The sequence below is a fragment of the Aurantimonas sp. HBX-1 genome, assembly GCF_021391535.1.
In the GTDB taxonomy this organism is placed as follows: Bacteria; Pseudomonadota; Alphaproteobacteria; order Rhizobiales; family Rhizobiaceae; genus Aurantimonas.
Map to the genome: position 1 here is coordinate 1,451,202 of NZ_CP090066.1, position 24,329 is coordinate 1,475,530.

General features: G+C 63.6%; 21 protein-coding genes and 3 pseudogenes. 11 read left to right on the plus strand and 13 right to left on the minus strand.

Going from position 1 to position 24,329, the window contains the following annotated elements; translation table 11 throughout:
* Position 1 precedes the first annotated feature (1 nt).
* A pseudogene (locus tag LXB15_RS06875) lies at positions 2-121 on the plus strand (ATP-binding protein); the annotation flags it as partial.
* On the opposite strand, the gene LXB15_RS06880 reads toward LXB15_RS06875, so the two are convergent.
* The 3 genes from LXB15_RS06880 to LXB15_RS06890 form a co-directional block, all read right to left on the minus strand.
* Positions 118-288, minus strand: coding sequence for a hypothetical protein (locus tag LXB15_RS06880; RefSeq protein ID WP_233951918.1), 171 nt, complete (start codon positions 286-288; stop codon positions 118-120). The pseudogene LXB15_RS06875 and the gene LXB15_RS06880 sit on opposite strands and share 4 nt — an antisense overlap.
* Positions 289-522: 234 nt before the next feature.
* Complete coding sequence (locus tag LXB15_RS06885) at positions 523-1,839, minus strand: PRC-barrel domain-containing protein (RefSeq protein WP_233951919.1); 1,317 nt, start codon at positions 1,837-1,839, stop codon at positions 523-525.
* Between the two features lie 195 nt (positions 1,840-2,034).
* On the minus strand, positions 2,035-2,199 hold the full coding sequence (locus tag LXB15_RS06890; protein ID WP_233951920.1) for a hypothetical protein: 165 nt from the start codon (positions 2,197-2,199) through the stop codon (positions 2,035-2,037).
* Positions 2,200-2,747: 548 nt separating this feature from the next.
* On the opposite strand from LXB15_RS06890, the gene LXB15_RS21015 reads away from it, so the two are divergent.
* The gene (locus LXB15_RS21015; protein ID WP_304502388.1) at positions 2,748-3,017 is read left to right on the plus strand and encodes a WGxxGxxG family protein; all 270 of its coding nucleotides are present in this window, start codon (positions 2,748-2,750) and stop codon (positions 3,015-3,017) included.
* Positions 3,018-4,077: 1,060 nt separating this feature from the next.
* Here the strand turns inward: LXB15_RS21015 and LXB15_RS06900 are convergent.
* Together LXB15_RS06900 and LXB15_RS06905 are read right to left on the minus strand one after the other, a co-directional pair.
* A complete protein-coding gene (locus LXB15_RS06900) occupies positions 4,078-4,428 on the minus strand; it encodes a hypothetical protein (RefSeq protein WP_233951924.1) in 351 nt (116 codons plus the stop codon).
* A 307-nt stretch (positions 4,429-4,735) separates the two neighbouring features.
* On the minus strand, positions 4,736-4,945 hold the full coding sequence (locus LXB15_RS06905) for a hypothetical protein (RefSeq protein WP_233951925.1): 210 nt from the start codon (positions 4,943-4,945) through the stop codon (positions 4,736-4,738).
* 242 nt (positions 4,946-5,187) lie between these two features.
* On the opposite strand from LXB15_RS06905, the pseudogene LXB15_RS06910 reads away from it, so the two are divergent.
* The 3 genes and pseudogenes from LXB15_RS06910 to LXB15_RS06920 form a co-directional block, all read left to right on the plus strand.
* Positions 5,188-5,451 (plus strand): annotated as a pseudogene (locus LXB15_RS06910) (IS110 family transposase); the annotation flags it as partial.
* Positions 5,452-5,974: 523 nt separating this feature from the next.
* Complete coding sequence (locus LXB15_RS06915; protein ID WP_233951927.1) at positions 5,975-6,631, plus strand: DUF1236 domain-containing protein; 657 nt, start codon at positions 5,975-5,977, stop codon at positions 6,629-6,631.
* A 119-nt stretch (positions 6,632-6,750) separates the two neighbouring features.
* Positions 6,751-6,981, plus strand: coding sequence for a hypothetical protein (locus LXB15_RS06920; protein WP_233951929.1), 231 nt, complete (start codon positions 6,751-6,753; stop codon positions 6,979-6,981).
* A gap of 30 nt (positions 6,982-7,011) precedes the next feature.
* Here LXB15_RS06920 and LXB15_RS06925 read toward each other — a convergent pair whose 3' ends face one another.
* Complete coding sequence (locus tag LXB15_RS06925) at positions 7,012-9,108, minus strand: response regulator (protein ID WP_233951931.1); 2,097 nt, start codon at positions 9,106-9,108, stop codon at positions 7,012-7,014.
* A gap of 226 nt (positions 9,109-9,334) precedes the next feature.
* Entirely contained in the window at positions 9,335-9,670 is a 336-nt protein-coding gene (locus tag LXB15_RS06930) for a response regulator (protein WP_233951933.1), read from the minus strand.
* A 316-nt stretch (positions 9,671-9,986) separates the two neighbouring features.
* On the opposite strand from LXB15_RS06930, the gene LXB15_RS21095 reads away from it, so the two are divergent.
* Entirely contained in the window at positions 9,987-10,379 is a 393-nt protein-coding gene (locus LXB15_RS21095) for a glucan biosynthesis protein (RefSeq protein WP_370640212.1), read from the plus strand.
* Positions 10,309-10,665 (plus strand): hypothetical protein, encoded by a 357-nt coding sequence (locus LXB15_RS06935; protein WP_233951934.1) that lies wholly within the window; start codon positions 10,309-10,311, stop codon positions 10,663-10,665. Before LXB15_RS21095 ends, LXB15_RS06935 begins: the two co-directional genes overlap by 71 nt.
* A gap of 1,229 nt (positions 10,666-11,894) precedes the next feature.
* On the opposite strand, the gene LXB15_RS21100 is transcribed toward LXB15_RS06935, so the two are convergent.
* On the minus strand, positions 11,895-12,173 hold the full coding sequence (locus tag LXB15_RS21100; RefSeq protein ID WP_370640213.1) for a transposase: 279 nt from the start codon (positions 12,171-12,173) through the stop codon (positions 11,895-11,897).
* A gap of 313 nt (positions 12,174-12,486) precedes the next feature.
* Between LXB15_RS21100 and LXB15_RS06940 the strand changes: the two genes are divergently transcribed.
* Positions 12,487-15,522 carry an OmpA family protein gene (locus LXB15_RS06940; protein ID WP_233951935.1) on the plus strand — a complete coding sequence of 1,012 codons (3,036 nt, stop codon included), beginning with the start codon at positions 12,487-12,489 and terminating at the stop codon, positions 15,520-15,522.
* A 161-nt stretch (positions 15,523-15,683) separates the two neighbouring features.
* Positions 15,684-17,246 carry a glucan biosynthesis protein gene (locus LXB15_RS06945; RefSeq protein ID WP_255696760.1) on the plus strand — a complete coding sequence of 521 codons (1,563 nt, stop codon included), beginning with the start codon at positions 15,684-15,686 and terminating at the stop codon, positions 17,244-17,246.
* Positions 17,247-17,352: 106 nt separating this feature from the next.
* Here the strand turns inward: LXB15_RS06945 and LXB15_RS06950 are convergent, their stop codons facing one another.
* A complete protein-coding gene (locus LXB15_RS06950) occupies positions 17,353-19,701 on the minus strand; it encodes a PBP1A family penicillin-binding protein (protein ID WP_233951937.1) in 2,349 nt (782 codons plus the stop codon).
* Between the two features lie 515 nt (positions 19,702-20,216).
* On the opposite strand from LXB15_RS06950, the gene LXB15_RS06955 reads away from it, so the two are divergent.
* Positions 20,217-20,924: a DUF1236 domain-containing protein gene (locus tag LXB15_RS06955; protein WP_233951938.1), complete on the plus strand. Its 708-nt coding sequence runs from the start codon at positions 20,217-20,219 to the stop codon at positions 20,922-20,924.
* Between the two features lie 455 nt (positions 20,925-21,379).
* Here the strand turns inward: LXB15_RS06955 and LXB15_RS06960 are convergent, their stop codons facing one another.
* Together LXB15_RS06960 and LXB15_RS06965 are read right to left on the minus strand one after the other, a co-directional pair.
* Positions 21,380-21,679, minus strand: coding sequence for a cation:proton antiporter (locus tag LXB15_RS06960; RefSeq protein ID WP_233951939.1), 300 nt, complete (start codon positions 21,677-21,679; stop codon positions 21,380-21,382).
* Positions 21,676-22,047: a hypothetical protein gene (locus tag LXB15_RS06965; protein ID WP_233953308.1), complete on the minus strand. Its 372-nt coding sequence runs from the start codon at positions 22,045-22,047 to the stop codon at positions 21,676-21,678. The genes LXB15_RS06960 and LXB15_RS06965 overlap by 4 nt, the downstream gene beginning before the upstream one ends.
* Here LXB15_RS06965 and LXB15_RS06970 point away from each other — a divergent pair.
* A pseudogene (locus tag LXB15_RS06970) lies at positions 21,983-22,550 on the plus strand (SOS response-associated peptidase family protein); the annotation flags it as partial. The gene LXB15_RS06965 and the pseudogene LXB15_RS06970 overlap by 65 nt on opposite strands.
* Positions 22,551-22,798: 248 nt before the next feature.
* Here the strand turns inward: LXB15_RS06970 and LXB15_RS06975 are convergent.
* Both LXB15_RS06975 and LXB15_RS06980 read right to left on the minus strand, forming a co-directional pair.
* A complete protein-coding gene (locus LXB15_RS06975; RefSeq protein WP_233951940.1) occupies positions 22,799-23,380 on the minus strand; it encodes a hypothetical protein in 582 nt (193 codons plus the stop codon).
* A gap of 480 nt (positions 23,381-23,860) precedes the next feature.
* Positions 23,861-24,130, minus strand: coding sequence for a hypothetical protein (locus tag LXB15_RS06980; protein WP_233951941.1), 270 nt, complete (start codon positions 24,128-24,130; stop codon positions 23,861-23,863).
* Positions 24,131-24,329 lie beyond the last annotated feature (199 nt).

A 24,329-nucleotide genomic window follows, 5' to 3' on the forward strand; every position in this document is an offset into this window, starting at 1 on the left:
CACCTCCAATCGCGCCGTGGGGGAATGGGGCCAGGTCTTCTGCGATGCCGTGGTCGCCACGGCCATCTTCGATCGCCTGCTTCACCACAGCCACGTCATCACCATCCGCGGCGACAGTTAAGCAGGAAGGAGCGGGATTGACCGTTTGCCGGCTTCTTCTCTGATAACCGCCTCGATCCTGTCGTGCGAGATTTCAATCTCTTCAGAGACCACGTCGACGAGCAGGTGCGGGTCCAGCCCTCCGTAGCTCTCGACAACGGGATCAAGCAAATTGAGGATTCGGGTCACTGCTTCGCGTAGCTCCCGCTCCGAATGCATTCTTATTCACTCCAGCATGGCAAAGGCCGGATCGTCGTTAGAGACGAACCGGCCCTGTTAATTACACCGACAGGGACGAGGTGGCGCAACTATTGCTAAGCGAATGCGTCCCTGGGGTGAACCCCTTCTGAACGGAATACGCCTCCAGGAAGAGAATGTAAAAAAAGGGGCCGCTCAACTTGAGCGCCCCCCGTGAGTCTGCTCCTAGAGGGTGCCGATCTCGACCTCTTCGTCGGCCGCGTAGGCCGGTGCGTTGGTCGTGTCGAACTCCGGCAGCGCCTCGATGTCCTCCTCAGTCATGCCCCGAAGGAGAAGCTCGTCGCCCCGAATGGACATGGCGTCGAGCGGCAGCGCGACCTCACGCTCGCCAAGTCCGAGGAAGCCGCCTTCGGCCAGCACGGCGTATATGCGCTGGTCGACGAACACCAGGCGCTCGACCTCACCCAGGTCCTCGTCGGCCGCATTGACTACGTTGCGACCGATGATTTCTGATGCGACCACTGTCGTCGGCTCGCCGGCCTCTATCGGCTCGTCCCCGGCACGCAGACTTGCGAACTGATCCTGTTCTTGCGCCTGGCCGGTGGCAGCAGTGCCCTCCGTTGCAGCACCACCCTCTGCGGCAGCAGCGCCCTGAGTTGCAGCGCCACCCTCCGCGGCGGTAGCGCCCTGAGCTGCAGCGCCGTTTTCGTCCATCTTTTCTACCTGGATGTCCGGCTCACCAGACTGGGTGTACTGAATGTTCGGCTCCCCGGTCTCGGAGAACTCGATCTTCGGCTCGGCCTGCTCATACGTGACGACGGGCTGGCTTTCCTCGATGTTCACCTGAGCTTCAGTTCCTCCGCTCTCTTGGGTTACGATGGGTTGGCCCTGCTGAACATTGATGTTTGCGGAGCCCTGCTTCTCCACATCCACCGTCGGCTCCTCGACTGCGATCTGCGGCTGGCCTTGCTCAACAGATACCTTGGGCTGCGCCTGACTGACGGAGACTTGCGGCTCGGGTGTCGTGACGTTTACCTTGGGATCCGGCATGCGCACGATGATCTGCGGCTGCGGCTGGTCGATGGTTATCGTCGGGCGGGGCATCTCGACGCGAATAGTTGGCTGCTGCTGACGAACAATGATCTCGGGCTGCGCTTGCTGGACTGACACCGTCGGATCTTCCTGGGTGACCGAGACGCGCGGATCAGCCTGGTCGACGGTGACCGTCGGCTCCGGTTGCGTCACGACGATACGGCCGCCGGTGGCGGTCAGATCAGCGCCTTCGCTTTCCTGAAGCGCACGTTCAGCTTCAGCAAGCCACGGGCCGCAAACCGCCGCATCGTCCTGCTCCACGACCCGCCGGGCGCCGACAACGAATTCCTCGTTGAATAGCTCGGCGTTCTCTTCGTTAAGGGTCCTGAGGTTTTCACAAGCCTCTACGTTAGCCTCGGTCTGTGCCGCATCCTGAGCATTCGCGGACGCTACCAGCGCGGTCGTCCCTAACAGCGACGCCGCGACCACGGACGTGAAGCGATAGGACATTTTCCTGATCCCTATGGTTGTTGATGATGGTCTTTAAAGAAGCGGTGCGGGAGACGGTTCCACGAAAAACCGCCGTTCGAATCACTGGGGAGCACTCGGTGGGGCTGAGCGGCATGGGCAAGCTGACCAACACCGAGCCCACGGTTGGGATGCTGAAGCCTGCATCAAGCTTACGCCCAGACAGGCCAAGCCGTTCTACCTGTCGAAGGAACGGCGCTCCTTCATCGCCTGCATCATCGCCAAGCGAGGCAGGCGCTGTGAGGTATGCGGACAGGCTGCCGCATCTACGGCAATCAGATCATCGAATGTTGGGATGGTGGTGCCGACCTCGACGAGAGGAACATCCTCCTTCGCTGTCACGGCTGCCACCAGCGCAAAGAGGCGCCGAGGAATGGGCGAGAGAGAGCACGGCAGGGCGCAGGACGATATCGTATCAGCCGATGCCATGGACGCAGCCAGTAGGCAGATGAGCCGACATAGGGCCGGGATGGGTCGAAAGTTCCCGAAGGAAAGCTGGCCAGAACCCGCATTCCACGCAACGTAGAGATTTTATCCGGCCATTTGAATTCGGTCTGATTTCGCGGCGGCTCTGATTGCCTGCTGCAAGCCACTGAAACGGCACCCACAAAATCGAAGGAAGTCCCATGGCACGCGGCGGTTACAGGCCGGGCGCCGGCCGTCCGCGCAAGTCCAGGCGGGCGATCAGAAGCCCGTCGACGCGAAGGCGCCGGAACCAAAGGTCGAGGGCGAGAAGCGGACGCCGCCCGAATACATGCTGCACGTGATGAACAGCGAGGGCACCGACGAGTCGACCGGATTCGTGCCCACAACCGCACTTCACGGCGGCCTCACAGGAACGTTCACGCCCGCCTGGCATTGCGGCTTCCAGTGATCACTGGAGAAATCAAATGCTACGCAATCCTCTCTATGCCGCAGCACTCGCTGCTGGACTTTTCGCAACGAGCGGCACTACCGCTCTTGCTCAGGCTACAGCGCCAGACACTGAGACGGTGCAGCCAATGACCAACGTCGATCAGGACGATGACGACGGCTTCGACCTCGGCTGGCTGGGGCTCATCGGGCTGTTGGGTCTCGCCGGCCTGGCGGGACGAAAGCGCACAACGCACGTTGATACCGTCAACCGGCCGATCGACCCGGCAAACCGCCCGCGCGTTTAGGCGCCCCACGTTAAGCAATGCCAGAGCCGCCGTCCCTTCACAGGGGCGGCGCTTTTTGCGTCTCCCGGCGCGAATTGTCGCTGTCATCTATGCCGTTGCAGGCGCCCCAGCATGGCCACCACCACATCGTTGATCCGCCTCCACCATGCGGCTTTGTCGTTGTCGGAGAGATTGACCGAGGCAGTATCGGGCATCGGATCGTCGCCGAAGATGGCTCTCCAGAGCCGCTCTCTGTCTCCGACTTCGGCTGAAGGCGCCTCAGCGTGTGGGTTCGTCAGCGACGGCCGTCGCCGGCTTCGGGTCTTGGAAGGGCTGCGGTTGGCACTCCTACGCACGGGCCTGTCAATCCATGTCGGTTTGGTTTCTTCGAAACCGTAGCAGCGCACGCCTATGGCAACTAGCCGGGAGCTTGTTCCGGAGAAGCCGTTGACGAGGCAAGGGGTAGGGCCATCGGCGGATTGCGCGCCGCCCTTCGCGATCCTCCGTGGGGGTGTCTCCAGAGCAGCTTTCCAACTTTCTCCCCCGGTCTTCCCGTGGCGGGCCTTTTGCGCTGGGAGATTGTCTGCCGGAACTACTCGGACCAGACCGGGGCCTTCGTAGCCTCCCGCTCGGCCTTGAACCCTTCGGCCCACAGGGCGTAATCAGGCGATCACGGTGAGTGCGGATTGAGAGCGGCTATGCCGCCGATCCGAAATGCGTTTCGGCCCTCCGCCCACACCGCCCGCTCTCGTTCGGCGGCTGCAATCTTAGCGCCAAGGTCTTTGGCGGTGCCGTCCATCTAGAGGTTCCGATTTCTGGTTACCGCCACTCAGAATCGAGCGTCAGCAACGCGTAGAACACAGGACTGTCGGCTGATCGCGCAAGCTGATGCCGATTACATGATGCTCTCCGTCCGGCAGGCGTCGCAGGCCCTCCCAGAAGGGGATCTATGGCAGCGTCGCGTACCAGACCATAGAAGCCTCCGCGGATATGGCGCTGATAGCACAGGGGACGCTCCCGCTCTTGTATATGATCACGCCAAGTCGGCAAATGTTCGTGGTCGGCCTGTTGCGCACGATCGTCATCTAGCTGCTCCTGCCGAATGAAGGTGGAAGACGTCGACGTGATCAGCTACGTCGCAAAGCCCCTTGAATGACGCGGGTCTGAGCTTGCGGTCGCCGGTCCAGTCGCGATACTCGATCTCCACAACTAGCTCTGCGCGCGTGATGACGAACTTCTTTTCCCTTGGCGCGTAAGGCGGCCGCTCCGTCTTCATCGCGTCCAGCTGCAGCTTCAACTCGTGCACCTGTTCACCTTTGAAGCCGGACCCGACCGAGCCGACATACACGAGCCCATCCTCACTCTGCGCCGCCAGCAGCAGGCTGGCGATCGCGCCGCAGACCTTGCTCGACGGCTCGTAGCCGATGACCACGAAGCTGTCGCTCTGGACGCATTTGATCTTCAGCCAGTCGCCGCGGCCGCCGCTTCGATAGGGAGGGGAAGCTGCGTCTGCTTTGGATCGCGGGGCTTCGGCGCCCTGCCGCGGGCAACGACATCCGGTTCCTGCTGGAGACCGGTCGACTTCGGAGGACGGGAACGCTTCGCCATCCCGCCATTGCGCCAGAAACTGCTTAAGAGACGGTGAGGTCCACCCCCCCGCCCCCCGCTATGCTCTCCCCGCTGGGGCGGCGGCTTCTTGCGTTTCACCCTTTCGAGGCGTTCGCGCAGCATTGGCGAACTCAGTCCTCCGGAAGATCGGGATCGGGGTCCTGAACGAACAACCTGTCGAAATCAGCAGGGGCGTGAAGTTCCCCGTCGGGACCAGAAATGAGGACGTCACGTTCGCCGAGCCGCTGCAGCTCAAGAGCTTTTTCATGCGCGGACAGTGGGCTGTCCCGCTGGAATGACACAGCGCCGTGCTCAGTTGTGGCGGTGATGATAAACGGCATCAGCTCCTCCTTCTGGCATTGGGCCGCGGGTTATGGTCAAGCTAAGATAAAGCGTCGGATGCATTGGAGATCAACCAGATGCACGGGTTCTGTCCAAGCCCGTCTCGACGGCGACCGCGCCTCGTGTTCTCCTGCCGTCATGTGCTGGTGTGGACGACCTCTCACCCCAAGCGTTTGATGACGTCGCAAGCGTCACAACCAGATGAGAGGAGAGTCTCGTGAACATTCCCGTCCGCATTGGCATGGACACCTCCAAGTCGGCGTTCCAGCTCCACGGAATCGACGAGAACGAGGTCGTGGTTGTCCGCCGGCAGTTCCTGCACGCCGAGATGATCCGCTTCTTCGAGCGGCTTCCACCTGTTCTTGTTGCCATCGAGTCCTGCGGCAGCTCGCATTACTGGGCGCGGCTGCTGCAATCCTTCGGTCACGAGGTGAAGCTGATACGCCCGCAGTACGTGAAGCCATATGCGAAGCGTGGCAAGAACGATGCGTCCGACGCAGAGGCCCGGGCAACATCACACTCGGGTTCAAGGGCGCCGCCGTGAGCCCACGGCCGAACGGCTGCTCCGTGATCTCGAACTGCCGGTCCACTGCCGCAGCGATCGCCTCAGCCCTTTCTGCTTGATCAACGTCGTGGTCTCCTGTCCGGATACCCGTGGCCCCCTCGGAGCGAAGCGCTGCCGCGTCTCAGGCGGCACCCGCGGCGACGGCAAGCTTGATGACAGTCTCGAGTTGCCGGCGGTGGGCGAAATAGGAGCCTAGCAAGAACGGACGGCAGGTCTATGGCACGACCGCGCTTCCAACATTGCTCGTGGAGAATGCGTCGCCGCGAAATGGCCGGTGACGTCACAGCAGGGATCTTCGTGCTTGGCCCGCCGTGGAGGGCGGAAGGCGCGAGCCTTGGCCCTTCTTCTGCGATGTAGGTCTGGAACCGTCGCAAGGCGGCGGAACCCGGAGATTGCGAGCGTGTTCTCCGACAGAGGGACGTTCGTACGCTTTTTCAGCTTTCTAGCTGATCGGAGATTACCGATGACCATAAATCACCTCACCACCGCCCTTGCCTTCGGCGGCTTCCTCGCGTTTTCCAGCTCTGCCTTGGCACAGACCGCGGCCACTGCAACTACTGACCTTAACGTCCGCTCCGGCCCTGGGCCGCAATATGAGGTCATTGGGGCAATCCCAAGCGATGGCAGTGCCACGATCACGGGCTGTTTGGAGGACAGCAAGTGGTGTCAGGTCACCTACGAGGGAACCGAGGGATGGGCCTACTCAGACTATCTGACTGCCGACCTCTCCGGAGAGCGGGTGGTTATCACCGAGCGTCGCGCAGACGTCGGTGTGCCGGTCGCGACCTATGACACAGGTGCCGACGGCGCAGTTGCCGGTGCAACAGGCGGAGCAATCGCAGGGGCGATCGTGGGCGGGCCTATCGGAGCAGCGGTGGGAGGGGTTGCCGGCGCAGCTCTGGGTGCAGCCGCTGATGTGCCGGAGCCGGCGATCACATACGTCAGGTCGAACCCGGTGGACCCGGTTTATCTGGAAGGTGAAGTGGTGGTCGGAGCCACTCTTCCCGAGACGGTCGAACTGCGGGAGATTCCGGATTACGAATACCGGTACGTCTACGTGAATGGAGTGCCCGTTCTCGTGGAAGCTGAGACTCGGCAGGTCGTGCGCATCGTTCGCTAACGATCCCGGCGTCCTTGCAGCCCCGCGGCGATCGTGCTGCGGGGCAACCGGCGCCAACCGACCGACCAGTGGTCCGCAATGCACCCGTCTACCCCCAAAGCTGAAGCCGAGGTTCCGTCATGCCTATATTGCTCGTTCTTATTGCTGTGGTCGTCGGGCTCTGGTTCTTCGGCATTCTCAACTTCAACGTCAATGATACCGGCGAGCTACCCAACGTGAGCATCGAGGGTGGGCGTGCTCCCGACGTTGATGTGGATATTCAAGTTCCTGATGTCGATGTGACGACTGAGGAGAGAACCGTGACGGTGCCGCAGGTCGAAGTGAATCCCTCGGAGAATTCGCGCGAGTAGCTGTGCTCCGATTGGTCGGGCGTGTTGAACTCAGCCATCTGCTGTTTCGGGATAATCTGCTGCTGAAGTGACCGACCAGATAGCGTCCAAGAGCTCTTCCTCTTCGAACGGCTTCCTGAGGACCGGTACGCCTGTCGGCCGGGCTCCCAATGCTGTTAGATCAGCGCATCCGGTGATGATGATCGCCGGCAGGTCGGATCTGAGATTGCGGGCGAAGCGCACGACCTCGACCCCCGAGACCATGGGCATGGCGAAGTCGGTGATGATGAGATCGAACCGGTCGGGATCCTTTTCGAGGATCGTCAGCGCCTCGGCACCGCCGCCGGCACAGACCACCTCGAATTCGCGGTCGCGCAGCAACGCCGCCGTCGTCGCCAGCAGGCCGCTCGAATCGTCGACCAGAAGGATCACGGCGGTGCCCCTGACGGTCGGGGCCTTCGGTCCGGCCGATAAACGAGCCTGCCGTTCCTGCCGTCCCTGAACATCCGATCGCGGCAGCCAGAGGCCGATCTGGGTTCCGCGGCCGACGCTGCTCGCGATCTTCAGCGTGCCGCCCGACTGCTTGGCGAAGCCGTAGACGGTGGAGAGCCCGAGACCGGTCCCCTTGCCGACGTCCTTCGTCGTGAAGAACGGTTCGATCACCCGTTCGATCATGTCGTCGGGAATGCCGCAGCCGGTGTCCTCGACGACCACGATCACGTAGTCGCCGGCCGGAAGGTTGACGTGGTTGTCGCTGGAGATGGATCGGTTCTCCCCGCGAACGGTGATCGTCCCCCCGTTCGGCATCGCATCGCGCGCATTGATGATCAGGTTCATCAGCGCCAGTTCGAGCTGGCGCGCATCGACGAATGCAGGCCAGACATCGTCGTCGACGCGCCAGTTCAGGCGGATCAGGCCTCCCAGCGTCGGTCCCACCAGGCCCTCGATGTTCGCGGTCAGATCCGACAGATGCAGGACATCCGGGTCGAGCTGCTGGCGCCGGGAGAATGTCAGCATGCGGTTGATGAGGCCGGCGCCCTGCTCGGCGGCATGCCGGGTGAGGTTGATGATGTTCTGGACCTCATCGGTCGGCTGGATGCGTCGTTCGATCAGCTTCAGCCCGCCCAGTATCGACGCCAGCAGGTTGTTGAAATCGTGGGCGATGCCGCCGGTGAGCTTGCCGATCGCATCCATCTTCTGGGCCTGGACCAGCTGGTCCTCGAGCTCGCGCCGGTCCGTCACGTCCAGCACCGTTCCAGCGACCGTGGTGGCGGCGCCGTCGGCGCCCTTCAGGACGATGATGTGGTTCAGGAAGTGCTTGAAGGTCCCGTCCGCGCATTGCCACCGGTACTGCGCGACGGCAGCGCCGCTGGCATCGAGGGTCGCTGCGAGGTTCTTCAGGGAACGCTGGTCGTCGGGGTGGACCCGGCTCGCCCACAAGGACGGATCGGCCTCGAACGCGCTGCTCTCGAAGCCGGTCAGGTTCTTCAGGTCGCCGCCGATGAAGTGCAGGGACGCATCGGCGAGCGAACGGTCCGACACGTACATGGCCAGCGGCAGGGAGCGCAGGATGAGGGCCTGGCGCTCCTCCGACTGGCGCAGCGCCTGCTCGACCTGCAGCTTCTCGGCATTCGCCTTGAGGTTCTGCTCCAGCAGGCGCTGCTCGAGATCGGCCTTCTCGCGGATCTCGCGCGTCTTGTTGAACAGGTCGACGAAGACCGCGACCTTCGACTTCAGGATCGTCGGCTCGAACGGTTTGAAGACGTAGTCGACCGCGCCCATGTCGTAACCGCGCAGCATGTGCGCGTCTTCCTTGTTGATCGCGGTGAGGAAGATGATCGGGGTGCGCTTGGACTGGGTGCGCTGGCGCAGGAGGCGGGCCGTCTCGTAGCCGTCGAGACCGGGCATGAACACGTCGAGGAGGATGACCGCGAACTCGTGCTTCAGGAGCAGTCGCAGCGCCTCCTCGCCCGAGCGCGCCAGCACCACGTCCGCGACCGATTCCAGTACGACCTCGATCGCCAGCAGATTGCGCGGGTCGTCGTCGACCGCCAGCACCTTCGGACGCGACACGCCGGAGGATGAATCCCGCCCGCCCGACGGGGCGCGCCCGGGCTTCGACTTCCGTTGCGGAGTGTCGTCCTGCATGAAGTCCTCCGGCACGGTCACTCCGCCACGACCGCGAACGGGCTGCCGCCCGACTCCGGCCGCGCACGAGAATGCGACCGGGCGACCCAGACCCGCACAAACGCGAAGTGAGACACGCGGGCTGGCCGATTAGGTGCCTGCCTTCCGCGACGAGATCGACCTCTCCACCTCTCGCCACCGGTCAGATGAATCGCCCCACTCATCGCCTCCCGTGGCTGACCGACGATCATCGGCCCAGGAGTTCCGCGAGCTTCTCACCCATCTGAATGGGGTCGGCTGGCTTGCTATAGGCACGTACGTCGGGGTGGTTTTTTTTCATCTCGTCCGGAAGATCGAAACCGGTGAGGAGCACGAAAGGTACTCCCATACGCCGAAGACTATCGGCAACTGGTGCAACCGAGCCGTCGAGAAGATTGACGTCCAGCACTGCCGCATGTGGCGGAGTAGAGGAGATCAGGGCCAAGGCCTCCTGAACCCGCGAAACAGGGCCTAGCAACTCGGCCTTAAGTTCCTGCAGTCCGCGGATTAGATCCAACGCGACCAGCAGATTGTCCTCAACCACCAGTACCCGCACACCCGCCAGGCGACCTCTCGCAACAGCTCGATCTTTCTCTGACCGGAATGGACGCGGGAGCAACGGGCCGCTGGAAAGTGACAAGCCGTTGAAACAGATTATGCGCTCGTGTTCCACAAATGAGCCTCGACGCCGGTTACACCCTTGGATGTGAAGGTCTGCAGGAGCACCTTCACAAACGCCTATCGCTTGTAACTAGACGGCATATTTAAGGCCACTGGGCCGATCCCCGAGGGACAGCCGCTGAGTTCTCCGGCTTCCGTCGCATCCGCTAGGGGCCACGCGAAGGCGCACGCAAGTGGGCGTGCGAGACGATTGGCGCTCACGCCGTACTTTCACAATTCCGTGGTGGCGGGAGACCTCGCTTTTACGTCAGAAGATCGCCGATATTGGACTGACGCCGATCACCAGCATGTTCATGCGGGGCGAAGCCGATCGGGGCAGTGTCTCCGATTTCCGACCGCAGATCGAAGACTCGGAGGCGCTTTCGATCCGTATTGGAGCCGACATTTGGCTGTTGCGTCCGCTTCGCAATCCGAAGGCGATCGCGACTTTTCGCTGGAACGGATCGGATGTTGAACGATTGTGGTCCTCGACAGGGACGAAGACCATTAGGACACCATACCATGTTCAAGACCACAGCATCCGCAGCCGTTCTCGTCCTCGCTCTGGCAGGCTCTGCCTTCGCTCAGGGTAATTCCGGCAACGCCGGCGGCGGCGGTAACAACAGCACCTCCGAAGGCCTCGTGACCGTTTCTTTGGGCGACGTCGTGCTTCAGGAAATCGCAAACGACCTGAACGTCGAGGTCGCCGATCTGGTGGACGTCACGCAGGTTCAGGTTCCGGTGGGCGTCGCAGCGACCGTTTGCGGCGTGAACGCCAATGTTCTGGCTGAGCAGAAGAAAGCCGGCGACGCCACGTGCGATGCAACGTCGTCTTCCGAAGCGCTCGCCCAGGCCGTCCAGAAGCAGATTGACGGCTAGTACCTAATTCAACGTCTCCAAGCAGGGGCTCCGGCAACGGGGCCCCTGTTTGCGTTCGTGCTCATGACGGTCTTCAGCGGATTGTGCTGCCTCGTTCGTCAGCGTCATCCGCTGAAAGGCGGATAGATGCACTCCAAAGGACGCGTATCTGCGGGCAAACATTTCCGGGGCCTATCTGACTGCCGCCAAGGAGATGCATGAACGGCAGAGGGTTCCTGCTCCGCCATAGGAAGGTCACTGCACCCGCGCCGGATTCCTAGCGGGCGCCGGCAACGCGATCGCAGGAACCGTCGCCCCGCCCGGACGGTAACCATTGCTGTTCTAATTCGCTCCAGCAGTGATCGCTCTCAATAAGGACGGTGCGGAAGCGTATGAGCGCATGACAGACCGTGTCTCGCTCGTACTCGGGCACTGCTGCCCCTTCGCGATCGATGCCGAGTCTGCAAACCTGATAGGCGTCGTGCCACTGCTGGACAGAGACGTCACTTCGCAAATGGCCAGGTTCCGCTGGCCCCCCTCCAGCCATCACCATTGCAAGCGCTGCAACCACTCTATTCAGCATCGCTCTTCTTTCCGACAGAGCGTCCCTTTCTCGAGGATAACGATCAGGTCGGCAAGAGGCTCCGCGGGCACTGTATTGCCGCACCAAGTCCTTCGCAAAGAGGGTGTACAACACACTTTGTCGCCACTCGCCTTTGTCCGCGATCTGCGCCTAACCCGCTGCGCCTGGCCCCGTAACGGGCTATAGCTGTCGGGGCAGAGCGCCATACGCTCCGCGCAATGATCTACGGCCGTCGAAGGACGCGTTCAGTGTAAAGGTAGCGGCCTGAACTTCCTCCAGCCGCAAACGAATTCCGGCGGACGGCTGTCTTATGGGAACAGGACGTATGCGCTTGCGACCCCGATCGCTCCCACCATGCTGAAGAATACCGAATTGACGAAAACAGCGACGGCGGTCTCGATACGCATTCCGGTTCCTCCTGCTTGATCAGTAGGCGGAAGAATGAGTAGCAGTGTGAACGGTTCCCGTTGCTCGAGTCCGAAGACGTCCAGCGTCCCAGCCCCGTCCGTCGGCGCCGGGGTGATTGTGCACATCAGCACATCTGAATGGTCGAACGTCGGAATGCGTCAAGCCTCTGGCATTTGTGTCACTGCGTCCACCAGGGGCCCGCGGGAGACACCGAACGCATGGCACAGGGCATGGATGGGGAACATGGCCTGGTTCGCCGTCATGCATTTGAAGATCGAGACGACGTCGCGTCGCTCTGAGCAAACCAGGCAGCGGCCTTTGCCAGGATATCTCTCTCCTGTCGAAGCTGGCGGTTTTCCCTGCGAAGGTGGCGAAGCTCTTCGCGCTCCTGGCTGGTCACGCCATCATCGCGGCGGCCGCCATCACGATGGGCCTGCTTGATCCAGCCGTGGATGGTCGCGGCACACAGCTCGAATTCGCGCGCCAGATCCTCCGTGCTGCGGCCAGCCCGTGCCAGGTCGACGATCTGGTCCTGAATTCAGACGGGTATGGGTTCGTCGTTCTCGGCATAGTGACACTCTCCTCTCCCCAAATCGGATTGTGTCCCTCAAACGGGGGAACTCCACTCCCGCCGTTGCCTAGCCTGTAGCCTTCGCGACATATCTGCTCCTGCGACAATAACGGAGGGTGCCAGCAGGCAGCATTGGGCTCCGATCCTATGCCCGGGTGGAGAAGGCCTGCCTCCAGCCTCTTCTGGTCTGCCATTCAACTGAGGTTCAGATCGTCTCGCTATATCACCGCAGGGTCATGTCACGGCATGCCGGCGCAGCGACCGTAGATCGGAGAACCTCATGGCGTACCGTATCCTCCTGTTGCTGGCATCAGTCTCGAGCGTGGCGATGGCTCCAGTCACCTTCGCCGGCGAGAACGAGCGAGCACTCCTCCTGATGGCGCAGGCGGAAACGTTACTGCCTCTGGACGATGGCGCTGCCGCCCAAGCCGCTGCCGAGCAGGAGGCCGCAGCGGCCGAGGCAGCCCGCGTCGCTGAGGAAGAAGCTGCCCGTCTGGCTCAGGAAGCGGCCGCCGCCGCCGAACAGGAAGCTGCCGCCCAGGCCGCTGCCGAGCAGGAAGCCGCAGCCGCCGAGGCAGCCCGTGTCGCGGAGGAGGAGGCGGCCCGTCTGGCTCAGGAAGCGGCGGCCGCCGCCGAACAGGAAGCTGCTGCCCAGGCCGCTGCCGAGCAGGAAGCCGCAGCCGCCGAGGCAGCCCGTGTCGCGGAGGAGGAGGCGGCCCGTCTGGCTCAGGAAGCGGCGGCCGCCGCCGAACAGGAAGCTGCTGCCCAGGCCGCCGCCGGGCAGGAGGCCGCAGCAGCCGAGGCAGCCCGTGTCGCGGAGGAGGAGGCTGCCCGTCTGGCTAAGGAAGCGGCGGCGGCCGCCGAACAGGAAGCTGCCGTCCGGGCCGCCGCCGAGCAGGAGGCCGCAGCAGCCGAGGCAGCCCGTGTCGCGGAGGAGGAGGCGGCCCGTCTGGCTAAGGAAGCGGCGGCGGCCGCCGAACAGGAAGCTGCCGTCCGGGCCGCCGCCGAGCAGGAGGCCGCAGCCGCCGAGGCAGCCCGTGTCGCGGAGGAGGAGGCTGCCCGTCTGGCGCAGGAGTCGGCCGCTGCCGCCGAACAGGAAGCTGCCGCCCAGGCCGCCGCCGAGCAGGAAGCCGCCACCGAGGCAGCCCGTGTCGCGGATGAAGAAGCCGCCCGTCTGGCGCAGGAGGCAGCCGCTGCCGCCGAACAGGAAGCTGCCGCCCAGGCCGCCGCCGAGCAGGAAGCCGCCGCCGAGGCAACCCGTGTCGCGGAGGAAGAGGCCGCCCGCTTGGCGCAGGAGGCAGCCGCTGCCGCCGAACAGGAAGCTGCCGCCCGGGCCGCGGCCGAGCAGGAAGCTGCAGCGGCCGAGGCAGCCCGTGTCGCGGAGGAAGAGGCCGCCCGTCTGGCGCAGGAGGCAGCCGCTGCCGCCGAACAGGAAGCTGCCGCTCAGGCCGCCGCCGAGCAGGAAGCTGCAGCAGCCGAGGCAGCCCGGACTAAGGCTGAAGGCGCCGCAGTCGAGGCCGTGGAGACTGACGTCGAATTACCTCTCGATGCCCGCGAGGAGCGTCGCCGAGAACGCGAACACCGTCGCGAAGGGCCCGCGAGAGCTGCCGAACAACCGGCCCAGATTGCACCCAATCCATCAAATCCTCAGGTGCCTGTGGCACCCGTTCCCGAGGCGGCATCTCAGCAAGTCGCGCCGGTGAACCCTGCGTCGGCGCCGGTTGGGGAGGCTGTCCCCGCTGCAGACGGGCGGACGGACGTCCGCGAAGAACGTCGCCTAAACAGACAGCGCAGACGCGACGAGCGGCGGGAAGAGCCTGCAGGAGCCGCGGCGCAGCCGGATGCAAGCGTTCCCTCGACAGTGGCTAGGGAACCCGTGCCGGCGGAGTCTGCACCCCCTCCTACGGCCGCACCAGCGAACACGGTGGGCCAGAGCCTGCCCGCCACGGGACAGCCAACGTCCGCTCGCGAAGAACGCCGCCAGGAGCGCGGGCGCAGGCAGAAAGAGCGCGAAGCCACACCGACGGTCTCCCAGCCTTCTTCGATTAGTTCGTCGCCGACGCCGGGAGAGTCGTCCGCGGACGCTCGCGAAGATCGCCGACGCGCGCGTGAGCTACGACGTGAAAACCGAGACCCTGGCCCGGCAAGTACCGTCGCGCCGGACGCCGCCGCTACAACGACGGTGGAGCAGCAGCTGCAGATACAAGGAGGATCCGAGGAGCTCGATGAACTGCGGCGACTACAGAGAAAACTTGAGCGCGAGCGCGAGCAAGTTGAAGGCAGTCAGCGAGACGACGGGTTCGGAACGGGCGCACGGTCCGAGCGCCGGCAACGGCGGCAGGAGCGTCGCAGGGATGGTGTGGCGGTCGAGCGCCGCGACGGGGAGGCCCTACGCGGCGACAATCGACCCGAGAGACGGCGGGAGCGCCGGAATGATCGTGGTGACCGCGGCGAGATCGTCGAGCGGCAAGGTGACCGGATCATCATTCAGCTCGGCGATCAGCTCATCATCCAGCCGGAACAGGAAGGCGACCGGCTGTTGTCCAGGGCACGCGACGTCGAGGTCGAGGATCTGGGCAATGGCGAGACCCTCACCACCGTCTTCCGCGGGAACGGGGTGCGCGTCGAAACCGTGCGCAACGCCTACGGCGACATTGTGTTGCGGACGCGCATCTTGGCGAACGGCGATGAGATCGTCTTGATCGACAATCTCGGTTTCGAGGAGCCTCAGCCCGACCTGGCGTTCGGCGATCGCCGGTACTACGCCGAGATTGCCCCCCTGCCGCCACTCGTCCTTGAAATCCCGCAGAAGGAATACGTCGTCGAAACTCGGGTTGCGACGCAGCGCCAGGTGGAGGCAGCGCTGACGGCGCCGCCGGTCGAGGATGTGGAACGCATCTATTCGCTGGACGAGGTACGCTACAGCAACCGCCTGCGCGACAAGGTGCGGCGGGTCGATCTCGACACGATCAACTTCGCCTTCGGCAGCGCTGTCGTGGGTCTGGAGGAACTCGACGCATTGGACAGCGTCGGGCTCGCCCTCGAGGAAACCATCGCAAACAGTCCAGATGAGATCTTCCTGATCGAAGGCCACACCGACGCCGTGGGCTCGGACGAAGCAAACCTGCTCTTGTCCGACCGCCGGGCCGAAGCGGTCGCCGTGGCACTGTCGGAAGACTTTGACATTCCTCCTGAAAACCTTGTGACCCAGGGCTATGGCGAGCAACATCTAAAGCTGCAGACGACTGAAGCCGAACGTGAAAACCGGCGCGTCGCCATCCGCCGGATCACCCCGCTGATACGCGCTGAACGTTAGGATGAAACGTGATTGCCCGTCTGATGGCGCCAGCCGGCGGAAGTGCATTCGAAAGGTTCAATGTCCACCTGGAGCAGTGCCAATGCGGTGTCGGAGGACACCGCGGGAGAACCTCGCCTTCGTGCCACGTTCTCCTAACCGCTTAATCTGAAAGAAGGCTGATGGCAGAAACGAAGCTTTCAAGGCGTGTCTTTCTCGGTGGCCTCTGCGCGGCATCTACGGGGTTCGAGAGTGCCGCAGCGCAGGAGGGAGCGCGCACGGTCGGATACAGCGGGATCGCTCGACAGGTACGAGAGCGGGCAAGGCGTCTGGCCTTGGAGCCATACGTGCCAAAGCCGGTTGTCGCTGGCGATCTCACCTATGACCAGTATCGATCGATCCGCTTCAATCCGTCCCGCGCCCTTTGGTCAGATCGCAACGACCTGGCGTTCCAGGCCGACTTCTTCCATGTCGGCGGCCTGTTCAAACATGAGGTGGCGCTGTTCGAGGTTGCGGAAGGCGCCGCCCGGCCGATCCGTTTCCTCCCGGACATGTTCGACTTCGGCGATGAGGCGGAGGCGATACGGGCGGTTGCCGACCCGGCCTTCGCCGGGCTCCGTTTGCATTACCCCATGAACGGCCTGAACATTTCCGAGTTCGCGGTCTTCCTCGGTGCAAGCTACTTCCGAGGGATTGGCCTGGGCTCGCGTTACGGCCTGTCGGCTCGAGGCCTTGCCATCCGCTCCGGCCTGCCGGGGGAGGAGTTCCCGTATTTCGAGTCGTTCTGGCTCGAAAAGCCCACCCCCGGGGACAGCAGCGTAACCCTCCATGCCTTGCTCGACAGCGAAAGCGTGGCTGGTGCCTATCGCTTCGTGCTGGCGCCCGGGGAGTCCACCGTCATGGACATCTCAGTGTCGCTGTTCGCACGTCGGAAGATCGACAATATCGGACTGGCTCCGATCAGCAGCATGTTCATGCGGGGCGAAGCCGATCGTGGGAGTCTCTCCGATTTCCGGCCGCAGATCCATGACTCGGAAGCCCTGTCGATCCGCACCGGTGCGAACGATTGGCTATGGCGGCCGCTTCGCAATCCGGAGGCGATCGAGATCAGCGCCTACGCGGACGACAATATCCAGGGCTTTGGCCTCGTTCAGCGCGACCGCGACTTCAACCACTATCTCGATCTCGAGGCGCGCTACGATCTGCGACCGGGCCTCTGGGTCGAACCGGTGGGAGGTTGGGGATCAGGAGAGGTCCGCCTTGTAGAGTTGCCGACGCCGGACGAGACGCAGGACAATATCGTCGCCTATTGGACGCCGGATGTGGCTCCGGTTCCAAACGAGGAGTTTTTCTTCCAGTATCGCCTGCACTGGGGCCCGCGTCCGCCGGTCGCACCGGTTCTTGCACGCGTGGTAGGCACTTACACCGGGGTAGGGGGCATCGCCTCGAGTCCGGATCCCACCCTGCGCAAGTTCGTCATCGACTTTTCGGGTGGCCCTCTCAAGGAGCTCGCGCCTGATGTGGAACTAAGAGTGGATGCCGGCGCGACGAACGCCGAAATTATGGCGTCCACCGTTCTGCGCAATCTTCCCCTCGAAGGGTGGCGGGTATTCCTCGATGTCCGTGCGGAACCCGGATCTTCTCCGGAGGTCCGTTGCGTTTTGAAACTGGATGACCAGGCTATCTCGGAATTCTGGACGATCCGGTGGGACCCCGCGGATCCCAGTCCGCTGACGGTGGAATGACGGCTCCGGGCGAGATGCCACAACGGCCGAGCTGACTGTCAGTGACCAGCGCGGGTCGAGCCCTCCGCATGACAGCCGCCGCTCCGTTGGTCCCCCTAGAGGGGGCTTACCTCTCACAGAGCTTGCGGGGGCCTCGATAGGGCTGGAACGTGCAGTCCGATGACCGGAACGAGCGATATGCCCGAGAGCAAGCGCGGACGTTGCACGAGGGCCCGACCTGCGCCGCATCTTGGATGCCCGTTCCTGCCATCAGATCTAAAATGCTTGACGGCGGCGTCTGTGTATCAGGTGGTGTCGATGGGACCGCTTGCGGCTCCATGGTCGACGACACTGGTCCCGCCGGCGAGGGCGCAACTGCGACGGCGTTCATGAAGGTCTTCCAGATGGAAGCCGGAATCTGCCCCCCGGTAACGTCGTTCATGGGCGTGCCGTCGTCGTTGCCAACCCACACTCCCACTGTCAGCGCCTCGTTGAAGCCGACGAACCACGCATCGCGCGAGTCCTGGCTGGTTCCGGTCTTGCCAGCCGCAAACCCGTCCAACGCGGCTTCCCGTCCGGTACCGCGTTCCACGACGAGCTGGAGCAGCGAAACCAGACTTTCGTGATGCTCGGCGAGATCGCGCTGGGGTAGTATCGATGGTCCGACACGAAAGCTCTGGCTCTGCTCGTCCGCCGCAAAGGTACGGATGCCCCAAGGTTCTATGGGTGTGCGACCCGCCCGGACCGACGCGTAGGCACCTGTCAGGTCCAGGAGGCTGACTTCGGACGCGCCGAGAGCAAGGCTCGGCAGCGCTGCGAGCGGGGCATCGACGCCGAGGTCTTTCGCCGCCGCAATGACCTCGTCGATGCCGACCTCCATGGCCAGGCGCACGGTGGCGGCGTTGAGCGAACGGGCGAAGGCTTCGGCCAGGGTCACCCGGCCGTGGAACTTGCCGCCGAAATTTTCCGGCGCCCACCCATCGATTTCGATCGGCGCGTCCTCGATCCGGTCGTTCGGCGAAAGTCCCTGGCGAAGGGCCGCGTAATAGACGAAGAGTTTGAAGATGGAACCCGGTTGCCGCTTTGCCGTCACCGCCCGGTTGAACTCGGACGCCTCGTAGTTCCGCCCGCCGACCATTGCCACCACCGCACCGTCGGGACGCAGCGCAACGAGCGCTGCCTGGGATACACCTTGTGCTCTACCCACGGTGTCGAGAGCGTCCGTGACTGCCCGCTCGGCGAGCGATTGCAGATGCGGGTCGAGGGTCGTCTTCACCCGGATGGTGCCGCGGAATGGCCCGGCAATTTCCCGCGCTTCCGCCATTACCCAGTCCGCGAACCACGTGCCGGCGCTCATGTCAGGACGCGTGGGGCTTAGTTCCGCGGAAGCCGTCTGCGCGATGGTGGTCGCCGCTTCGTCCAGGTATCCGGCATCCTCCATCGCCGCGAGAACGACTGCGGCGCGTTCCTTGGCTTCATCCAGATTCTCGAGTGGGTTGAGCTGGGAAGGGGCCCGGATCAGTCCGGCCAGCATGGCGCTCTCTGCCAGCGTCAGTTCGCCGACGGATTTCCCGAAATAGACCAGCGCCGCCGCTGGCATGCCGGTCGCGCCCGCGCCGAGATAGACGTTGTTGAGATAGCGGGTAAGGACCTGATCCTTTCCCAGCCTGTTCTCGATCCAGAAGGCGAGGAAAACCTCCTGAATTTTCCGCTTCAGGGTGCGGTCGCGTTCCAGATAGAGGACCTTGATGAGCTGCTGCGTGATCGTGCTGCCGCCCTCGACAACCTCTCCGGCGAAGACATTGCGAACGAACGCCCTGCCTATCCCCCGCAGATCGACCCCGAAATGGCTGTAAAAGCGGCGATCCTCGATGCTGAGAACCGCGTGGACCAAGTGTTCCGGGAACTCGGCCAATTCGGCGTAGCTACCCTGATAGGGGCCCTTCTGCACCATCGCCTGGCCATCAGAAGCCTCCAGGACGACGGTGGGCTCGGTCGTACCACTGATCACCGAGGCCAGCGGAACGTCGTGGAGCGCCCAGACCGCGCTGGCAATGACTAGAAGGAACACCCCGACGAAGGCGATCGCCAGGCCCGAGAGCACGCGGCGAATGCTCGGCTTGCCGTGCGGTGACTTCGTCGAGCGCCCTCGCAGCAACGAGCGCGCGTACCCGGGTCCCCGTGCCGCTGACCCGAGGAAGCCCGCCCAGCGCGGGTGGTCTTTCACAGCGGTGAACGACGGCAGACGCGAAAGGCCCTCACGCAGCCGAGCGATAACGGGCAGGAGCATAGCAGTCAGCCAACGGCCGAGGCGGGCGGTGTCGGCGGCTAGCGCCTTCGCGAGCACGACAAACGCAGTTCGGGTTTGGCTCGCCTCGCCGCGTATATCGGGTTCGGCTTTGGATACTTCGACCGTTTCGGAATCGACGCTTTCGGGAATGCCAGTCACCGGCGGTCCATTTCCTGCATCCTGCATCGGCGTTTCCAACGTATCGGGCCAGGAGATGGCGCACTCACTCGCCGTGAATAGAGGGAACGCCCTCGATTACCTGAGGCAGGAGGACAGGCCGCATCGTCTTCAGGAAAAAGCGGCTACGACGTCATGGCGTCGGCTTGTCGTTGGATCGCCGGCGAGTTCTGCAATCCAGCGCTCGGGCGCGAACGAAGTGAAATGCAGCGTCAAATCGCTGCCGGTCGATAGCTGGTACTTGCAGTCGCTGGCTCTGGGCGAGCGCGACCAACGACCGTCCGGCACCAAGGTCATTCCGTGGCCGAAGTCGGACAGATTTTTATCCGCTCCTGTCCCTTCGTTAATTGTTACAACAGGTTAGACCGTAATTGATGGTCATGTTGATGAACCTCGGATGAACGCCGGACGATCCGCTGCGGCGGCCCTTGCGGCGACCGGAACCGGACGGTCATGCCCCCTGTTAGCGGCTCGGACAGCGCTTCCGACTCGGAGAAGCGCATGCCAGTTTTGGGAGACATGAAATGACACTGCGCACGATTCTTGCGGCCAGCGCGGCTACCCTGCTCACGGCGACCGCCCTTCCTGCCGCGGCGCAGACCAGCGAGCCCGCCGCCGGGCAGACGAGCGTCACCACCACCACCGCCACCCAGACGGGCGTCTCGGCGACGACCGACCTCAACGTCCGTTCCGGCCCCGGCCCGAACTACGACATCGTCGGCGTCATCGCTAACGGCGAAGCGGCGACGCTGGAAGGCTGCACCGATAGCGGTGTCTGGTGCCGCGTTACCGTCGACGGCAAGTCGGGCTGGGCCTACAGCCAGTACCTGACGGCCGACGTGGGCGGCCAGACCGTCGTCGTCACCGAACGCCGTACTGAGTATCCGGTCGTCACCTACGAGGACAGCGGCGGCGCCGGTGAAGTCAGCGGCGCGGCGACGGGTGCGGTCATCGGTGCCATCGTCGGCGGGCCGATCGGCGCTGCCGTCGGCGGCGCGGCCGGCCTCGTGGCCGGCGCGGCGCTCAACCCGCCGGAAGAGCGCATCGAGTATGTCCGGTCGAACCCGGTCGAAACGGTCTATCTCGACGGTGAGGCCGTGGTAGGCGCGCAGCTTCCAGAAGCGGTCGAACTTCAGACCATTCCGGACTACGAATACAGCTACGTCTACGTGAATGGTCAGCCGGTCCTCGTCGACCCAAGCAACCGCCAGGTCGTCTACGTGGTCCGATAACTCTTCCAGACTCTAGTCGTGAGACCGAAGCTCGCGTCGCCCTCCCGGGCGGCGCGAGCTTTTTTCGTATCCGACCCTCTTCACAACTGCCGGGGTCGGGCGGCGCGGCGCGGAACCAGCTCTTCTGCATCAGGATGTGCGACTCCTTGGAGGCCCAACATCGCCCCGCATCACGGACGCCCGCAGTAATCTCGTCGCCACCCAGCGATTGTCGGGCGTTGGAGGGCCGCTCGGAACTCCTCCTCTGCCTTGCCCCGTCCAATAAAGGCGGCACCAAACAGGCGTCGCGGTCATTCCGCAAGTATGCTCGACGCCGTCGCGTGCCCGCCCTTGGCCTGCGCGACCCTGGCCTCGGTCACCCTGGCCACAATGGTCAGGATCGCAGCCGGGGCGTGCCCTGCGCCGGCACCGCGGCGATCACGCCGGATGACTTCCACTCAAGGGCGACCTGTGGTTCAGGCGGCGGGGCCTTGAAAGCCGGGCGGGGGAATTGCGTCATCGGCATCCGGATCTCGCCCCCTCAGCCGATCGAGCATCCGCATGATTGGTGTGACCGTCAGCCCGTGCAGCAGGACCGACATCAGGACGACGAGGCCGACGATTGCCCACAGGCGCTCGGCTCCCTCGACCTCCATGTGGTTGAGTCCGTAGGCCAGATAGTAGAACGAGCCGACACCCCGGATGCCGAAGAAGGCGAGGGTGAGCCTCTCGCTCCAGGAGGCGCGCAGCCCGAGCAGTCCGACAAGGCCGGTCACCGGTCGGACGACGAGCAGGATGCGACGGCGGCGAGGGCGTCGACCCAGGTGAGCGGAGCCAGGAGGCCGGTGACAAGCGCGCCGCCGAACAGGACGAGCAGCATCATCATCGCCAGCCGTTCGATCTGCTCGGTGACGTCGTGCATCTCGCGGTGAAAGTCGTGGTCGCGCTGGGCATGACGGAGCGTCAACGCCGTGACGAACACGGCGAGGAACCCGTAGCACTGGATCATCTCGGTGAGGCCGTAGGAGACGAAGGTTGCCGCGATCGCGATCAGTCCGTCGCCGGTCTGTGCCAGCTTGGCGGCGCCGATCGTCCGCAATGGCGAGGACGGCGTGCGCGAGCTGACGATGGCGCGCTGGGGCATGCCGTCGCCGAAGTTCGCGCTCGAGGGCAAGAAGACCAACCCCGGCGTGACTAACATCCGTCTCACCAACAGCCCGCACTGGCGCCGCTGGCTCGGGCCGGCCAACCGCTACGTCGTGCCGCTGACCTCATTCTGCGAATACGACACGATCGATGGCAAGAAGGTGCCGATCCCGGTTCGCGCGCGACGAGAGCCGGCCCTCGATGGTCTTCGCCGGGATTTGGACGAACTGGACGAGCGTGCGGAAGGTGAGGGAAGGGGAGGTCAACGCCGACCTCTACGGCTTCCTGACCTGCGAGCCGAACGCCGTGGTCGCGCCGATCCACCCGAAGGCGATGCCGGTGATCCTGACGGAGCCGGAAGAGATCGACGTGTGGATGCGGGCGGATTGGGCAGAGACGAGCGCGCTGCAGCGGCCACTGCCGGATAACGTGCTGCGCATCGTGGTCCGCGGAGAAAGGGGGAATCCGAACAGCAGCACCGGTGGCGATTTCAATGCATAGACTGCTTTCTGGAAAAGGCGCAGGATCGCCGCGTGGTCGCTCCGTTTGATGTTGCGCAAATATCGAACGCACCAAGGAGGTCCGATGCTTCGGCATCGGAGCTCACCGGTAGGACAGCGGGGCGCAAGACGGCAGGCCTGAATAGTGCTGGCCGTGGCCGTCTCCGGACTGATCAACACCGCTGAACGATAATGGCAAAAGGGGACCGTCTCAGATCGGGCCGGACTCTGCCTTCATGATTGGCGGGGTCAATTGCTGCGATAAGTCTCGCGCAACCGCTGTGCCTGCAGGACGGTCCGCGCGTACTGCTCCCAAACCGACCGCAGGGCCAGATGATTTGCAGTCAGCGCTTCAGCAGTTTTCTCGAGTTCGTCCAGCTTCGTCAGGGATCGCCCGAATCTGGCCCCGAGATCTCCCGAGATGTCCCCGGCCTTTGCCCTCTCAATCATCGACGAGAGGTTTTTCTGGCTTTCGTCGACCTCGGGGACGATCTTGGCGAGGGCTGCTTGCAGCCGGTCGCGCTCCGCTTCCGCCGCTTCCATTTGAGGGCGGAGCTGATCCAGCAGGCGGGCGGCGTTGCGCCAGCTGCGGGAATGCTGGTCTAGGTCGTCGCTGAGTCCCTGGAAGCCACCATTGATCCGGCGCGGCAGACGTGCAGCCTCGTCCTCTGATTTCGACGAAGTATTGGTGTGCTCAATGGGTGAAGACGGACCAGATACAGACACTGCCTTGACCTCGCGCTTGATCCCGTTCGTGAAAACTTGATTCAATTCGTTGCTGAGGTAATCAGCCATCTCTGGATCTGTTGCCGCATGAAGCGCGTCCGACATCAAAAAGCTCCCGTTTAAGATAACCTGCGTAGGTCGATCGGCGATCTATACCTGAACGCGGACGGCAAGTTGTTGAAATCTTAAGGAAGAGTTAACGGGCGCTCTTAGGCAGCTACGCACCTGCTGGTGCAGCGAAGCCGCACTGCAGCGGTTATCCCCTGTTTTCTGCCGGAACGGGGTCGCAGTGAGCCTCACGCTCCTATAGGCTGGAAGCATGCTCGACACGCATCTCCATGACCCGTTCCGACCAGCCGAATTCGATGGCGAAGCTACGGTCTTCGAACTGGAGATCAACGCTGCGTCCCTCTGGCAGCATGCCTGCGACTGCGACCGCTGGGGACTCGGCTGGGAAGCTGCAGAGGCGCGTCGGCTTTCCAGGTTACTGCGAGTGCGAGCTATCCTCGCGAAGGCGCTGTCACCCGCCTGAAGTCCTGCCTGTAGCGCGATAACCGGCCTTCCATTTGGGGAGCTGCAACTGCACTAGCGCTCCAGATACCGCGTCGCGGTATCCGGTTGGTGCGAGTAGCCGGACTGCCGCTCAATCTCGCGCATGACGCTGTTCCAGTAGCGGCTGAGCCGCTGAATTTCCCGATCCTCCGACCACCGCGCATCCTTCTGCGCCGCTTCCCGCCGATCACGCGCCGCAAGCCAGGCGTGCTGTGGACTTTCGTGCATGGTGAGCAGAACAGTTGCCTCCCGCCGGATCTCGGGTCGACGTCGAATCAGGCGAGAGAGCAGACGACGGATCATGTGTGTAGGAACCGCTCGCCGGCATTTGGTGCGTTGTGAGAATTTGCGCCCACTCGCGCACTGACGTTTCGACTGCCGCAACGAACGCAGCAGACCGGCACGTTCCACCGAATAAACTGCTGGTCGCGGCCCCACAGCTCGACCGCGCGTGACAGCGTGAGAGCGAGGTCACGCCTGCACCATTCGCAGATCCAGGTTA

Excerpts from the sequence above, each read along its gene's own strand:
- LXB15_RS06940 (WP_233951935.1), top strand. The coding sequence starts at position 12,487 with ATGGCGTACCGTATCCTCCTGTTGCTGGCATCAGTCTCGAGCGTGGCG.
- LXB15_RS06975 (WP_233951940.1), bottom strand. The coding sequence starts at position 23,380 with ATGTCGGACGCGCTTCATGCGGCAACAGATCCAGAGATGGCTGATTAC.
- LXB15_RS06980 (WP_233951941.1), bottom strand. The coding sequence starts at position 24,130 with ATGATCCGTCGTCTGCTCTCTCGCCTGATTCGACGTCGACCCGAGATC.
- LXB15_RS21015 (WP_304502388.1), top strand. The coding sequence starts at position 2,748 with ATGCTACGCAATCCTCTCTATGCCGCAGCACTCGCTGCTGGACTTTTC.
- LXB15_RS06885 (WP_233951919.1), bottom strand. The coding sequence starts at position 1,839 with ATGTCCTATCGCTTCACGTCCGTGGTCGCGGCGTCGCTGTTAGGGACG.
- LXB15_RS06905 (WP_233951925.1), bottom strand. The coding sequence starts at position 4,945 with ATGCCGTTTATCATCACCGCCACAACTGAGCACGGCGCTGTGTCATTC.
- LXB15_RS06950 (WP_233951937.1), bottom strand. The coding sequence starts at position 19,701 with ATGCAGGATGCAGGAAATGGACCGCCGGTGACTGGCATTCCCGAAAGC.
- LXB15_RS06915 (WP_233951927.1), top strand. The coding sequence starts at position 5,975 with ATGACCATAAATCACCTCACCACCGCCCTTGCCTTCGGCGGCTTCCTC.
- LXB15_RS06925 (WP_233951931.1), bottom strand. The coding sequence starts at position 9,108 with ATGCAGGACGACACTCCGCAACGGAAGTCGAAGCCCGGGCGCGCCCCG.
- LXB15_RS06965 (WP_233953308.1), bottom strand. The coding sequence starts at position 22,047 with ATGCCCCAGCGCGCCATCGTCAGCTCGCGCACGCCGTCCTCGCCATTG.
- LXB15_RS06945 (WP_255696760.1), top strand. The coding sequence starts at position 15,684 with ATGGCAGAAACGAAGCTTTCAAGGCGTGTCTTTCTCGGTGGCCTCTGC.
- LXB15_RS06935 (WP_233951934.1), top strand. The coding sequence starts at position 10,309 with ATGTTCAAGACCACAGCATCCGCAGCCGTTCTCGTCCTCGCTCTGGCA.
- LXB15_RS06920 (WP_233951929.1), top strand. The coding sequence starts at position 6,751 with ATGCCTATATTGCTCGTTCTTATTGCTGTGGTCGTCGGGCTCTGGTTC.
- LXB15_RS06955 (WP_233951938.1), top strand. The coding sequence starts at position 20,217 with ATGACACTGCGCACGATTCTTGCGGCCAGCGCGGCTACCCTGCTCACG.